The 13,534-nt window shown below is 43.0% G+C and carries 13 protein-coding genes; 9 read left to right on the top strand and 4 right to left on the bottom strand.

The genetic code is table 11. The annotated features are described in order from the left end of the window. Positions 1 to 240 precede the first annotated feature (240 nt). Positions 241 to 603 carry a hypothetical protein gene (locus tag ACFSKO_RS20900; protein ID WP_380255363.1) on the top strand — a complete coding sequence of 121 codons (363 nt, stop codon included), beginning with the start codon at positions 241 to 243 and terminating at the stop codon, positions 601 to 603. A gap of 34 nt (positions 604 to 637) precedes the next feature. Here ACFSKO_RS20900 and ACFSKO_RS20905 read toward each other — a convergent pair whose 3' ends face one another. Both ACFSKO_RS20905 and ACFSKO_RS20910 read right to left on the bottom strand, forming a co-directional pair. Further along, entirely contained in the window at positions 638 to 1,633 is a 996-nt protein-coding gene (locus tag ACFSKO_RS20905; protein ID WP_380255365.1) for an NADP-dependent oxidoreductase, read from the bottom strand. A gap of 82 nt (positions 1,634 to 1,715) precedes the next feature. Continuing rightward, positions 1,716 to 3,176 carry an NAD-dependent succinate-semialdehyde dehydrogenase gene (locus ACFSKO_RS20910; RefSeq protein WP_380255367.1) on the bottom strand — a complete coding sequence of 487 codons (1,461 nt, stop codon included), beginning with the start codon at positions 3,174 to 3,176 and terminating at the stop codon, positions 1,716 to 1,718. A 548-nt stretch (positions 3,177 to 3,724) separates the two neighbouring features. Between ACFSKO_RS20910 and ACFSKO_RS20915 the strand changes: the two genes are divergently transcribed. Together ACFSKO_RS20915 and ACFSKO_RS20920 are read left to right on the top strand one after the other, a co-directional pair. Then, positions 3,725 to 4,774: a porin gene (locus tag ACFSKO_RS20915; protein WP_380255369.1), complete on the top strand. Its 1,050-nt coding sequence runs from the start codon at positions 3,725 to 3,727 to the stop codon at positions 4,772 to 4,774. A gap of 293 nt (positions 4,775 to 5,067) precedes the next feature. Beyond that, positions 5,068 to 5,682, top strand: a complete 615-nt coding sequence (locus ACFSKO_RS20920) for a helix-turn-helix transcriptional regulator (protein WP_380255371.1) — start codon at positions 5,068 to 5,070, stop codon at positions 5,680 to 5,682. A gap of 35 nt (positions 5,683 to 5,717) precedes the next feature. Here the strand turns inward: ACFSKO_RS20920 and ACFSKO_RS20925 are convergent, their stop codons facing one another. Continuing rightward, positions 5,718 to 6,629 carry a LysR family transcriptional regulator gene (locus ACFSKO_RS20925; RefSeq protein WP_380255373.1) on the bottom strand — a complete coding sequence of 304 codons (912 nt, stop codon included), beginning with the start codon at positions 6,627 to 6,629 and terminating at the stop codon, positions 5,718 to 5,720. 351 nt (positions 6,630 to 6,980) lie between these two features. Between ACFSKO_RS20925 and ACFSKO_RS20930 the strand changes: the two genes are divergently transcribed. The 6 genes from ACFSKO_RS20930 to ACFSKO_RS20955 all read left to right on the top strand — a co-directional run bounded on the left by ACFSKO_RS20930 (position 6,981) and on the right by ACFSKO_RS20955 (position 13,047). Continuing rightward, complete coding sequence (locus tag ACFSKO_RS20930; protein ID WP_380255375.1) at positions 6,981 to 7,766, top strand: DeoR/GlpR family DNA-binding transcription regulator; 786 nt, start codon at positions 6,981 to 6,983, stop codon at positions 7,764 to 7,766. Between the two features lie 191 nt (positions 7,767 to 7,957). Further along, complete coding sequence (locus tag ACFSKO_RS20935; RefSeq protein ID WP_380255377.1) at positions 7,958 to 9,001, top strand: ABC transporter ATP-binding protein; 1,044 nt, start codon at positions 7,958 to 7,960, stop codon at positions 8,999 to 9,001. 94 nt (positions 9,002 to 9,095) lie between these two features. Further along, positions 9,096 to 10,370 carry an ABC transporter substrate-binding protein gene (locus ACFSKO_RS20940; protein WP_380255379.1) on the top strand — a complete coding sequence of 425 codons (1,275 nt, stop codon included), beginning with the start codon at positions 9,096 to 9,098 and terminating at the stop codon, positions 10,368 to 10,370. Between the two features lie 111 nt (positions 10,371 to 10,481). Next, the gene (locus ACFSKO_RS20945) at positions 10,482 to 11,363 is read left to right on the top strand and encodes a carbohydrate ABC transporter permease (protein ID WP_380255381.1); all 882 of its coding nucleotides are present in this window, start codon (positions 10,482 to 10,484) and stop codon (positions 11,361 to 11,363) included. Beyond that, positions 11,360 to 12,187: a carbohydrate ABC transporter permease gene (locus ACFSKO_RS20950; protein WP_380255383.1), complete on the top strand. Its 828-nt coding sequence runs from the start codon at positions 11,360 to 11,362 to the stop codon at positions 12,185 to 12,187. The genes ACFSKO_RS20945 and ACFSKO_RS20950 overlap by 4 nt, the downstream gene beginning before the upstream one ends. Next, positions 12,184 to 13,047 (top strand): endonuclease/exonuclease/phosphatase family protein, encoded by an 864-nt coding sequence (locus tag ACFSKO_RS20955; RefSeq protein ID WP_380255385.1) that lies wholly within the window; start codon positions 12,184 to 12,186, stop codon positions 13,045 to 13,047. The genes ACFSKO_RS20950 and ACFSKO_RS20955 overlap by 4 nt, the downstream gene beginning before the upstream one ends. A 30-nt stretch (positions 13,048 to 13,077) precedes the next feature. Here ACFSKO_RS20955 and ACFSKO_RS20960 read toward each other — a convergent pair whose 3' ends face one another. Beyond that, positions 13,078 to 13,530 carry a GNAT family N-acetyltransferase gene (locus tag ACFSKO_RS20960; RefSeq protein WP_380255387.1) on the bottom strand — a complete coding sequence of 151 codons (453 nt, stop codon included), beginning with the start codon at positions 13,528 to 13,530 and terminating at the stop codon, positions 13,078 to 13,080. Positions 13,531 to 13,534: the final 4 nt, after the last annotated feature.

A 13,534-nucleotide genomic window follows, 5' to 3' on the forward strand; every position in this document is an offset into this window, starting at 1 on the left:
CTAAGGCATATAAAAAAAGTGATGTTACAATATCTAAGCCAGACCAAGTGGAAATTAAAGAAAGGAATTTAAAGGTCTTAATTTTTCCAATATTACCCAAACAAGAATTCAGACTTCAAAAATAGAGTAATAGTTTGAAATTATTAAATTATATAAAAATTCACAACATCGTGAAAAGCCAAACCTGTTGAGTTTTTATATAAAGTTAAGATCCCACAATCTACTGCATTAGGTGGACTTATGATCCTTCGCTCGCTCTTACTTATCTCATTTTTTTACCTTAGCCCTATTGGCATCGTGCTCAGCGATGAAATAAAACTAAATCATGACGAGATCAAAAGTTACCTTCACGGCAAGACCGTTGTCCACCGTCCAGGTGGAAAAACAGAGTTCCACCAAACTTTTAATACTGATGGAACAACAACCTATAAAGCAGCCGGTCGGAATACGGAGCAAGGAAAATGGTCGATACAGGGTAATCAATATTGCTCTCAATGGAGGTCTTTTGGCTGGACCTGTTATAACATGACCGCAGAGGGCAATCTGATCACCTGGATAGCAAAAGAAGGTACACACTTTCCAGGGGTAATTATTGAAAATTAGCTTCCCGCTTCGCTCAAATCCCCTAATCCCCTGGCTAAAGCTTAACCAGAACCTTACCTTGATTTGTTCCCGCAAGTAGGCTTTCCAATCCAATCGGTGCTTGGTCTAAACCATTATAGATTTCTTCACTGAACTTTAGTTTATCCGTCTTATAAAGCGGAAGTAAGCCTTCTACAGCTTGTGCAAGGCGATGCATATGGTCAAAGATCAGGAAGCCTTGCATTTTGGCCCTCTTCACCAGCAAAGTACGAGCCACTCTGGGGCCGTTCAAATGCTCGGACGATATACCAATGACACCACAAACCGTCATTCGCGCGCCGACATTGAATAAGCTCACCACCGCATCGGATATAGGACCGCTGACATTATCAAAATAAACATCGATACCGTTTGGACAATATTCAGCCAATTCAACAGAGAGGTCTTTGCATGTTTTATAGTTTATAACCGCGTCATAACCGAACTGATTAAGGCAGCGCTCAGCCTTTTCGTCGCTGCCCGTAATCCCAATCGTGCGGCATCCTCGCGCTTTAGCAATCTGTCCGACCATAGAGCCAACAGCGCCTGCAGCTGTAGAGACAACAACCGTTTCTCCCGCTTGCGGATTACCTATTTCAGTCAAACCAAACCAGGCTGTTGCTCCCGTCATACCAAGAACATGGAGATTAACTGAAAGCGGGGCATCATCTGGGTTAACTTTACGCTCAACATCAGATCCGTCACTAATCGTCAACTCTTGCCATCCAAATCGACCATAAACGATCTCTCCAGTAGAAAAACCTGCGTGTTTGCTTTCAACAATCTTACCCACGGCGAAACTTCTCATGACCTCACCAAGAGCAACGGGTGGAATATAATTGGGCATATCAGTCACCCAACCGCGCATAGCAGGGTCAACCGAGAGGTACAGATTGCGAACCAAGAATTGTCCGTTGTTCAACGCGGGAAGCTGCTCTTCCTCAAGCCGAAAAATATCAGCAGAAACATTTGCATCTGGGCGCTTTGCTAATACAAGTTTCTGATTTTTCATGTGTCACCTCTTTACACGCTGATACGCTTGAACTTATAGAATTCAGCGACTTAATATGTATCTATTTTGCTTATAGGTCGCCTTAACCTTCAAGCCCCATATTGATATACTTAATTTCAAGAAACTCTTGAATGCCATATTTACCGCCTTCACGGCCAATGCCAGATTCTTTTATGCCACCAAAGGGTGTCGCCTCAGAAGAAAGCGTGCCACTGTTTGCACCAACCATTCCGTACTCCAGGGCTTCAGAAACACGCCATACACGACCTACATCTCTGGAAAAGAAGTACGCGGCAAGACCGTAACGCGTTGCATTCGCTAGATCAATTGCCTCCTCTTCCTTTTCAAAAAGATACAAAGGTGCAACTGGTCCAAAGATTTCTTTATGAAAAACCTGCATATTTTGCGTGACACCCGTCAAAACTGTCGGTGCATAAAAAAGCGCACCAGCATTATGAGGAGTACCGCCTATCAAAGCCTTCGCCCCTTTACTCAAAGCATCCCGGACCAAACCATCGACTTTATCAATGGCACGGTCATCAATAAGGGGACCGAGAGTAGTATTCTCGTTGCTTCCTGGACCAATTTTTATTTCACGCACAGCAGAAGTGAGTTTAGTTGCAAATTCATCGTACACACTGCTTTGAACCATTATACGATTTGCACAAACACAAGTTTGTCCAGAGTTACGGAACTTACTTGCCAATACGTGACGAACAGCAAAGTCCAAATTCGCATCGTCAAATACAATGAACGGTGCATTACCACCAAGTTCCATAGAAACTTGCTTAACGGTAAGAGCGCACTTTTCCATTAGAACTTTTCCCACAACGGTGGAACCCGTGAATGAAAGTTTTCGAACAGCAGGGTTCGCGGTCATTTCGTCGCCAATCTCCCCCGCCTTACCCGTTACAATATTTAAAACACCATCGGGTAAACCCGCCATTTGCGCCAAGACAGCTAATGCCAAGGCAGAATAGGGTGTTTGTGGTGCGGGTTTGATAACAACAGTACAGCCTGCAGCGAGTGCAGGTGAACATTTTCGAGCAATCATTTGCGCGGGGAAGTTCCATGGTGTGATCGCAGCGACAACACCGATTGGTTGTCTTATCGTCAATAGTTGTTGGTCTTTTTTTCCTGCAGGAATTGTCTCTCCATAAGTACGCTTTGCTTCCTCAGCAAACCACTCGATATAGCTCGCCGAAGAAGAAATCTCACTTCTGGATTCTGATAAAGGTTTACCCTGTTCTGCCGTCATAATTTGGGCGAGATCCTCCTGATGCTCCAAAATAAGATTGCACCAGCGCCGAAGGATTGCCGCACGGTCTTTGGACAACATCTTTTTCCAGCTGACAAGCGCCTGTTCAGCACATTCAATTGCACGACGCGTTTCCGCCGCACCCATCCACGGCATCTGCCCCAATTCCGCCCCCGTAGCCGGGTTATAGACGGGGACGTTTCGACCGGAATCAGCATCAAGCCACAGGCCACCGATAAAAGCCTGTTGCCGAAAAAGAGACTTATCTCTCAGAGATAGAGACATTAAACGCGTTCCAAAATGCAATTAAATATTCAAATTAAAGATGCAGAAATCATAGGAAATTCTATATATCGCCTTTAGATAGAACGCTATCCAAGCGACCGGGATACGACAAGGTGCATTTATTTATTTTTACTTTTGTAAGGGGACATTTACTAAATGCTGATAATGAATAGCCTGAAATTCAATATGCTTAAGGGATACCCATGTTTCGGATCAACACCTCATCTGCGAGTTTTTTACTATTTTGCTGCACGAAAATACTTCATTAATATCGAATCAAACTTTAAAGAGGTACGTTTTCCAATACACTACTGTTTAGTGTTATAAATACATCACCTAACGACAATAAGCTTAATTAATTGAATTTAAACATTTATTTAAAAATTTTTTAATACCTTCAGTATTGTGTAGTTATAAAATTTTGATTTTCAATACCCATGATGAGGTATTGTTCATACCGTAAAATCGTTGCTAATTCTCCAACGGGTAATACCAAAAAAAGCGCTACAAAATTAAAGAAACAGCTTTTCCAACGGAGATCTAAACAAATGAATAAAATGTTGCTTGCCAGTTCGGCACTTGTCGCTGGGGTGTCGCTAATAAACACCGCATCAGCAAATGAAACTCAAATCGAATGGTCCGCCTATACAGATTTCAACGTCTCATCTACAGGCGTCGAAGGTAATGTCGAAGGCGGAGATACAAATAATGGCTTGGATTTCAATACAAACTCAGAAATTCACCTGAATGCATCTCAGACTGCCGATAATGGCCTTACTTACGGGCTTCATATCCAGCTTGAAGCCGATCAAAACTCAACTAATAATACTGACGAAAATCACATCTTCATACAAGGTGACTTTGGTAAAGTTGAACTTGGTGATCAGGATTCTGCAGGAGATCGCATGATGATTTCAGGATCATCAGTCGGCTTTCAATATGGTATGCTTGGCAACTATACAGGGGGGCTATCTGCGCTCGAAAATGAAGGTACATTAGGCCGTACAGCCTCCGATTTTAGTGATTCATCCGATGCAACTAAAATAACTTATTTCACCCCTACATTTAACGGCTTCAAAGCAGGTGTTTCTTTTGCACCAGACGGTGATTCAGGACAAACGGCTAGTGCCGATAGCACCTCACTCGAAAATCATTTTGACGGTGCTCTGAATTATTCCGGTTCGTTCAATGACGTTAGTATTGATGCAGCATTAATTGGTGGTACCCATGAAGTACCTGGCTCAGGGTCTTCTGATAACACCTACTACGCAGTCGGTGGTGGTCTTATGGTCGGCTATGCCGGGTTCAAAGCTGCGGTAGGCGCCATTCACGAAGACACTGAAGACACGAATGAAATCGATACAGTTGACGTCGGCTTTTCTTATGGAACAGGACCTTGGAGCCTCGCTGTAGGTGCCGCCTGGTCAGAATTTGATGGCGATAACGGTGTCAACAATGAAAGCATCGCTTATTCAGCTGGTGTTGGCTATGAGATTGCCCCCGGACTATCGACTTGGGCTGGCGCAACTGTCGGTGAATACGAAGGTGGCGTGGAAGATTTCACGAACTTCCAGACAGGCATTTCTGTCGCATTTTAAAGTCTATCCTTCCTAGACTTTTGATATTAGGGGCTACCACCTGCATGGTAGCCTCTTTTTTAAGCCTTAAATCAGTTAACAACTTAGCTAACGAACAAAGAACAAATAAAATTACGCTTACCACACTCCCTCGATAAGCTTATCTATCCTAATTGGAAAGAAATTCTGATTTGGATAAGGATAATTAATACCTAAATATCAGTCGTAATCTAGGACAAGATTCTGATTATAGAAGTTAACCACAGGCTACTTTGCTTCACCTCGAATTAGCCACTAATTTTTAGGTTATTGCTGTGCTTGTTATTGATGATGTCGCCTCTTTTTATGTTTTGGGTGAACTTGAAATGATCAAGTCAATCCTTGCCGATAAGATAAAATCATCATTCCCAAACGCTGATTGTTTTCTTGGAAAAGGTGGAAGCATAAGACTGCCTTATAATTACGCAGATATTCCCCACTGCATTTTGTACATCTCCCCGATGCTTACAAAACAGTGTTTATTGAAGATATCTGCAATACAAAATCATCCGTTAGCAAAAATCATTCTTGTTACAGACGAAAGATCTAACCCGGACCACACCGCTCAAAGCCTCGGTGTAAATGCGTTTTATTCTATAAATAAATCATTTGATGGGCTTGCAAATCTTATGGCCTCGTTGTTGGCGACCGGGCCCTTACCAATGAACAAAGAACACCAAGTTATTGAACCACCTCTTTTACCATTTCAATTAACAACGAAAGAGAACCAAATACTCACTTTGTTAAAAAAAGGAATGAGTAACAAAGAGATTGCAAATATTACAAAAAAAGCAGAGGGCACGGTTAAGGTGCAGTTAAAATCAATATACAAAAAGCTGAATATACACAGCAGAGCTGAGGCTATGAATCGCTTTATGGATGTTGTTTAACTTAGATACAATCCAAATAGTTGTTCCTCATATTTTTAAGTAAAATTGCTTGCTCTTTCTAACAGAAACTCATGAAACTCATCCATTAGCACGTTTTGTGTCCTTGTTTTACGTCTCGTTATATCAACCGTAATCGTAATGGGCTTTGATTCAGGGAGAACAGGTATAATTTCGCCTTCATCAGATGGTTCATTCAACTTAAAACTATCGAAAAATCCCATACCAGCCCCTTTTCTTATCAGGCTGTGTATCGTTTCTCTTTCCTTCACCGTAACGAGCTTCGAAACATTATCTAATTGTTTTACAACTTGGTTTTGCCCATTCTTTTTAAGCCATACCCTAAAATCAGTAAGACGACTTGAGCCTGCAATTATTTCTTGATCAATTATGTCTGCATATTTTTTTATCGGCGGGAGAGAGGCTAAATAACTCGCAGAAGCCACCAAAGATCTCTCAAAAGTATAGAAGGCCTTCTTCTCAAAAAAACTTGGTTGCTTGAGTAGAACTGTCAGCCCGACATCCACTTTATTATTTAAGAGACCATCTTCAAGATCGTGATGATCCAGCCCAATGATTTCAAGGCGAACTTTTGGATGTAGTTTCTTAAATTCATGAACAATATCAGGAATTAAATACGTTGTTACTTCAAACTGCACACCTAAACGAATGCTACCTTCTAAATTCTGTCGATGATTACGCAAGCAATCCACGACGGCATCAATTTCATTAATACGTTCTTGAGCATATTCAAATAAACACCGCCCTTCTTTTGTTAAATATATCTTTGAGTTCTTACGCTCGAACAAGACAAGTTTGGTATCTTCTTCGATATCTTTAAGTTGTGCACTTATAGCAGGCTGCGTCCGATATAGACGTTCAGCAGCCTTTGTAATAGAACCTTCTTTCGCAACAACGGTAAAGGTTCTCAACTTATTCAAATCAACCATATACTTGTCTTATTCCACGCAAGGTCAACGCACTAAATGCACAATAAACACTCAACTAACTGGGACATTCCTGCTGCATAATTTACCCGATAAGATCTGGAACTGTCTTCTTAACGTAAATGGGTACTTACTCTCTGCGTTCAATAGCTCGAAGCTCCCGAACTTCCTTATTCAAAAGATAAATACAATTGATAGCTTAGCTTAAGAGTATTTATTTTAACCTTCTGACTTCTTTCTCGAAGATTTAGCTGATCTACACATTTATTTCTAAAAAATGTAAGAAAGTTTACATGACTTACATAGATAACTATATTTCAAATAAGCCTCCCTTCAATTAATTGAGTGAACTCCGTGGCAGAACAAAAACGTTTGGGTATCAATAATCGACAAGATCAGATTATAAGTTTGGTACGGGAGCGTGGTTTTGCTTCTATTGAGATGCTCGCAGAAAAATTTGGGGTATCACAACAGACCGTTCGCCGTGATATTATATACTTAAGTGAACGAAATTTACTTCAACGCCATTTTGGTGGCGCAGGGCTGCCAGCAGGGATTGACGGTCTAGCCTACCCCAACAGGAAGGTCCGTAACGCTCAAGAAAAAGCTATGATTGGGAAAGAAATCGCCAAGAAAATACCAAATGGATCTTCTCTGTTCATAGATATAGGCACAACCATGGAAGCCGTTGCAGAAGCTCTGATAAATCATGAAGGATTACGTATTTTAACAAATCACATTGGTGTTGTATCAATACTTTGCGAGAAAACAGATTTCGAAATCATTCTCCCTGGCGGACTGGTTCGTAATAAAGATCGCGCGATTGCAGGCGAAACCACAACTGAGTTTCTTAAAAATTTTCGAGTCGGTTATGGTATCTTTGGTATTGGCACCATAACAGACGATGGCCAACTACTGGACTATGACTACAGAGATGCGCAGGCATCAAGAGCTGCCCTTGAGATTTCCAAGCATAAGTTTGCCGCAGCTGATCATTCCAAATTCAACGCAGACGCCATGATGCCTTTTGCTCATGCTTCAGAAGTCGACGCTATTTTTACGGACCAAACACCTTCGGAAGCAATTGTTAAGGCCTTGGAAAAGTCCGGTGCCAATCTCATTATTGCCGGACAGCAATAGACATTCAAAAATTTCTATGCTCCTAGGGAAAGTAGAAATACTAAGGTCATTTCGCACATAAATGTAAGTTTATTTACATTTATGTAATATTATGTACACAATGCTTACACAATTCGCCCGTATACAAACATAATATTTTCCAGCACGGCTGTTGTGAAAATAAAAAATATATCCGAAAGGCTAATGAAAACATGTCGGCCATTGAATTAAGCAACATAAGTAAGCAGTGGGGCGATACAACAGCCGTCGACAACATTTCGTTTACTGTTGACGAAGGTACGTTTGCTGTTTTACTCGGCCCTTCTGGATGCGGAAAATCAACTTCACTTCGTATGATATCAGGCCTCGAAGATATCAGCGCAGGACAGCTTCTTATTGGTGGATCAGATATGACATCGGCTTCACCAGCCGACAGAAATTTATCAATGGTTTTCCAAAACTACGCCCTCTTTCCTCATTTAAATGTAGAAGAAAATATTCTTTTTGGATTAAAGGTTCGCAAAGTTCCATCTCACATCCAAAGCCAAAGGCTGGCCAAAGTCGCGGAACAAGTTGGGCTTCATAATCTGCTAGATAGGAAGCCGGCCCAGCTTTCCGGTGGGCAACGCCAACGCGTCGCTCTTGCACGCGCGATCATAGCCGAAAACCCTATCTGTCTGATGGATGAACCTCTTTCAAATCTGGACGCAAAACTTCGTCAAATCATGCGTGTCGAAATTCGTGCCCTTCAACAGCGCCTTAAAATGACAGTCATATACGTCACCCATGACCAAGCAGAAGCAATGAGCATGGCCGATAAAGTCATCTTGATGCGCGAAGGAAAAATAGAGCAAGAGGGAACGCCAGAAGAGTTATACAACAAACCTGCCACCACCTTTGCCGCATCCTTTATCGGTACACCACCGATGAATTTAATTGATCCAGTAGCAGGTGCAATCACAACGCCTCTCCTATCTTATAAACAAGACGACTTTTTAATCGGTATAAGACCAGAGGATATCACGCTTTCAAATGACACCGGCCTTGATGCTGAACTTATATCTGCTGACTACCTAGGGGCTGATACGGTTGTTACGGCCCTAGTTGACAAGCAGGAAATTCTAGTTCGAACACCGGGAAAGATAAGAGTTACAGAACCAACTCCCACCAAACTGCAGTGGAAAAAAGAAGCTGTACACACTTTCGATCGTAAATCAGGAAAACGGAATGACGAGATAGAGGCTCTAAATATTTAGAGCCTTATTAAATGCCCTGCTTCACATTTCAGTGGAACAGGATCGGGAAGGAAGCCGGAAGTACGGTCTTCCTCAATAACAAGAGGACTACACCATGCTGAAGACACTAAAGCGAACAGCCGGGAAATTGGCAATAGCCACCACTCTCGGTCTTGGACTGACAACAGCCGCATCGGCCGTTGAACTTACAATGTATTACCCTGTCGCTGTTGGCGGCCCCCTCACGAAAATCGTAGATGGAATGATTGAGGATTTTGAGAAACAAAACCCGGATATCAATGTGAATGCGATCTATGCAGGAAACTATAACGATGCCCGCATCAAAGCACTCGCTGCGCTTAAAAGCGGTAAGCCAGCCCAAACTTCAGTGATGTTTTCCATCGATACATATGAGTTGATTGAACAAGGTGCAATTGTTGCCTTCGATGATGTTGTCGAGACAAAAGAAGAAAAAGAATGGCTTAAAAGTTTCTATCCAGCCTTGATGGAAAATGGTCAAACTCAAGGCAAAACCTGGGGCATTCCTTTCCAGCGATCAACAATTGTTATGTATTACAACAAAGACGCTTTCCGCGCGGCAGGTCTTGACCCAGAAGTCCCTCCAGCAACTTGGGACGACTTAGTTACCACAGGTAAAAAACTTACCAAAGATGGCCAATGGGGGACAATGATCCCGTCCACAGGCTATCCTTATTGGATGTTTGGTGCTCTAAGCATGCAAAACGACCAAGTTCTTATGAACAACGAAGGTAACCAAACTTACTTTAACGCTCCGGCAACAATCGAGGCTCTTGAGTTCTGGAAAGATCTCGGCACAAAGCATGGCATTATGCCAAAAGGAACAATTGAGTGGGGAACGCTCCGCCAGAACTTCCTGGAAGGTAAAACAGCCATGATGTGGCACTCCACAGGAAATCTCAGCGCTGTAAAGCAGAATGCAAAATTTGATTTTGGCGTAGCTATGCTTCCGGCACAAAAGCGCCGTGGCACCCCAACAGGCGGTGGTAATTTCTACATCTTTGAAAAGACATCTGCGGAAGAACGCAAAGCAACAATGAAGCTCATCCGCTTCCTGACAGAGCCTAAACGCACTGCAGAATGGAGCATGAAAACCGGTTACCTCGGCACCAGAGCAGACGCCTATGCCACACCGGAAATGGAAAAATATGTCGTAGACTTCCCACCTGCCGCCGTCGCTCGGGATCAATTGGAATTTGCCACGGCCGAACTTTCTACCTATCAGAACGGCCGTGTTAGAAAACTTTTGGATGACGCAATCCAAGCAGCCTTGATCGGTTCAAAAACCCCTACGGAGGCTCTCGATAGCGCCCAGAAACAAGCGGATCGTCTCTTGAAAAAATATCGCTAAATTTAAAACCCAAAGCTGCCCCGGGAACGGATACATACCGTTCCCGGGACTTTTTCGTTATTACCGCATCGTTGTTATTAGCGCGCTATTATTGAAATGTGAACTTAGCCGATGACCAAACCATCCTCAAAACACCAACTCTATGGCTGGCTTCTTCTATTACCAGCTGCCGTGTTCTTGGTGGCCTTTACTTACTACCCAACCATCGCAACTTTGGCGAAAAGCTTCTTTTCACAGGGTACGGCATTGAGGTCTTCAGAATTCATCGGTTTGGAAAATTACGCCTACATGCTGGACGATGAAGTCTTTTGGAAGGTGGCTTGGAACAACGCTATCTACGCTTTTTTTACGATTCCCATTTCCATTGCCTTAGCACTGTTGATGGCAATTTGGGTCAATGGTCACTTAAAATTCAAATCTTTGGCGCGGATGAGCTTCTTTATCCCGACCATGTTACCGATGATCGCCGTTGCTAATATTTGGCTCTTCTTTTACACCCCGGAAATTGGTCTTATCGATCAGCTTTCCAGTGTCTTTGGATTTGAAAGCCAGAACTGGCTCGGAGATCCAAACACTGTTTTGGGATGCATTATTGTTATTACCATATGGAAAGAAGCCGGGTTCTTTATGATTTTTTATTTGGCAGCCTTGCAAACGCTTTCCCCCGAACTCGAAGAAGCTGCAAAGCTCGAAGGGGCAAGCAGATGGTATTATTTCCGCCGGATCATGTTCCCCTTGCTCATGCCGACCACTCTTTTTGTTCTTATAAACGCGATTATCAATTCATTTAAGCTCGTCGATCAGCTCTTTATTTTGACCAAGGGAGGTCCAGACAATGCCAGTTCCTTGCTTCTTTATTACATATACGAGGTTGCCTTTAGCTTCCTTGACCAAGCCTACGCTTCGACATTAACCGTCATTCTCCTTGGAACACTTGCACTTATTGCCATTGGACAGTTCTTGTTTCTTGATAAAAAGGTTCACTACCAATGAGCATAAGAAATCATAAAAAGAGCCTCGCCTTAACACTGGAAACAAGCGCAGCCTACCTGCTCGCTTTTATATGGTTATTACCTTTACTCTATGCCCTGTGGGCGGCTTTTCATCCCCCGGAATACGCAACCAGGTTTGACCTTTTAGCTCCTCTTTCTCTTGAAAACTTTGCGACAGCTTGGAACCAAGCACCTTTTGCACGTTATTTTTTGAATACGTTTATCCTTGTCACCTCAATTCTTGCGGTCCAGTTCGTCCTTTGTACTCTTGCGGCCTATGCCTTTGCACGATTTGAGTTTCCTGGGAAGTCATTCGCATTTGCACTGGTGTTACTTCAACTAATGATCATGCCAGAAGTTCTGATCGTCGAAAATTATGTCACCATGAGCAAGCTAGACCTCGTCGATACTATCGTCGGGATCGGGTTGCCATACATGGCCAGCGCCTTTGGTATTTTCCTCTTGCGACAAACCTTTAAAACCATACCGCACGAGTTAGAAGATGCTGCAAAGATTGAAGGCTGCTCTCTCCTGCAAATTTTATGGAAAGTGTACGTTCCTCTGGCCAAACCAACCTACGTTGCCTTTGGATTGGTTTCCATAAGCTATCACTGGAATAATTTTCTATGGCCACTCGTAATCACAAATTCTGTGACTACTCGCCCCCTCACCGTTGGCCTTGCTATATTTGGCGCACCAGAATCTGGTGTTGATTGGTCGATCGTTACCGCAGGGACATTGCTCGCTGTTGCCCCTTTATTAATTGCGTTCCTTCTCTTCCAACGTCAATTTGTCCAATCCTTTATGCACGCAGGAATCAAGTGATCAACATTTTAAGCTGGAACATTCAATGCGGCCTCGGCATTGATAAGCACATAGATCTAAAACGCATAGCAAAGGTGATCACATCTTTAGGCGATCCGGATATTATCTGCCTGCAAGAGGTTGCCCGTTTCGATCCCAGTTCAGATAAGGGCGAAGCTTCTGATCAGCTCGCCACTCTATCCAAGTTGTTTCCAGAACATGCACCCTTTTGGGGTCCCGCGATTGATCGCTGGTATCCAGGAGAACCTAACCGGAGACAATTCGGCAACATGATCCTCTCGCGTTTGCCCGTTATTCAAGTCTTCAACCATGCATTACCACAACCGATACCGACGACACCGTGCAAACACATGCCGCGGCAAGCGTTGGAAATTGTTGTCGAGTTAGAAAGTGGCCCCATCAGGATTACAACCACCCATCTGGAATACCATTGCGACAAGCAACGCTATGCGCAGGCTGAATATCTCTGCAAGGTACAAGGTGATATTACCGCGAACCAAAACTACCACCACATTGCCCCAGATTCAGGTCCTTATGCCGCCATCGCCAGACCAGAGCGCAGCATCGTATGTGGAGATTTCAACGCCGTTATTCAGGAAGAAATCTATCATTTACTAAATTCAGAAAGCGGAGAAAATTCCAAGCATTACCTCGACGCCTGGCCTATCATCCACAAAGAAAAGGTTCACGCACCGACCTGCGGTATCTATGACCCGGAACAATGGCCAGAAGGCCCCCACTGTCGTGATTTTTTCTTCATAACCAAAAGCCTAATGCCCTTGCTCAAAGATATTTTCGTTGATGAAAAAACAAAGGCCTCTGACCACCAGCCTGTATTGCTTACTTTAGATACACTCTAGCTTAGAAGTTAAGGTAAGCCGTCCTATACTTTACACATTCAGGTAGTAAAAATAATGATCCGTTATTCTCTCAAACCCAAAAGATTCGTATAACGCTTGGGCGTTGGCATTTAAAATATCAGTTTCAAGAAGAAGCCCTTTCGAGTTCACTTTTTGAGCATGCTCTTTAGCTGCTTGTAGAAGCTTACGAGCGATGCCTCTTCCTCGTGCTTTTTCCAAGACAAACAAGTCATTTAGGACGAGATCTCGACGTAATGAAATAGATGAAAAAGCTGGATAAAGCTGTGTAAACCCAAGGACATTTCCATTAGTGTCTTTTGCAAAAAATACCGTGGATTCATCTAACCTTTGGCGTTCTTGCAAATATTCTGTGCAAGATTCTATAGCTGATTTCTGCCCATAAAACTGACGATAAAGATCAAAAAGACCAGCAGCTTCTTGAACATTACTTTCATCAGCTCGAATAACTGAGATATTTTCCATCACC

The organism is Kiloniella antarctica (assembly GCF_042682825.1).
Classification (GTDB): Bacteria; Pseudomonadota; Alphaproteobacteria; order Kiloniellales; family Kiloniellaceae; genus Kiloniella; species Kiloniella antarctica.

Bases quoted from the DNA above. Each gene is read 5' to 3' on its own strand.
- ACFSKO_RS20905 (WP_380255365.1), bottom strand. From the start codon at position 1,633: ATGAAAAATCAGAAACTTGTATTAGCAAAGCGCCCAGATGCAAATGTT.
- ACFSKO_RS20960 (WP_380255387.1), bottom strand. From the start codon at position 13,530: ATGGAAAATATCTCAGTTATTCGAGCTGATGAAAGTAATGTTCAAGAA.
- ACFSKO_RS20940 (WP_380255379.1), top strand. From the start codon at position 9,096: ATGCTGAAGACACTAAAGCGAACAGCCGGGAAATTGGCAATAGCCACC.
- ACFSKO_RS20945 (WP_380255381.1), top strand. From the start codon at position 10,482: ATGACCAAACCATCCTCAAAACACCAACTCTATGGCTGGCTTCTTCTA.
- ACFSKO_RS20935 (WP_380255377.1), top strand. From the start codon at position 7,958: ATGTCGGCCATTGAATTAAGCAACATAAGTAAGCAGTGGGGCGATACA.
- ACFSKO_RS20900 (WP_380255363.1), top strand. From the start codon at position 241: ATGATCCTTCGCTCGCTCTTACTTATCTCATTTTTTTACCTTAGCCCT.
- ACFSKO_RS20910 (WP_380255367.1), bottom strand. From the start codon at position 3,176: ATGTCTCTATCTCTGAGAGATAAGTCTCTTTTTCGGCAACAGGCTTTT.
- ACFSKO_RS20950 (WP_380255383.1), top strand. From the start codon at position 11,360: ATGAGCATAAGAAATCATAAAAAGAGCCTCGCCTTAACACTGGAAACA.
- ACFSKO_RS20915 (WP_380255369.1), top strand. From the start codon at position 3,725: ATGAATAAAATGTTGCTTGCCAGTTCGGCACTTGTCGCTGGGGTGTCG.
- ACFSKO_RS20925 (WP_380255373.1), bottom strand. From the start codon at position 6,629: ATGGTTGATTTGAATAAGTTGAGAACCTTTACCGTTGTTGCGAAAGAA.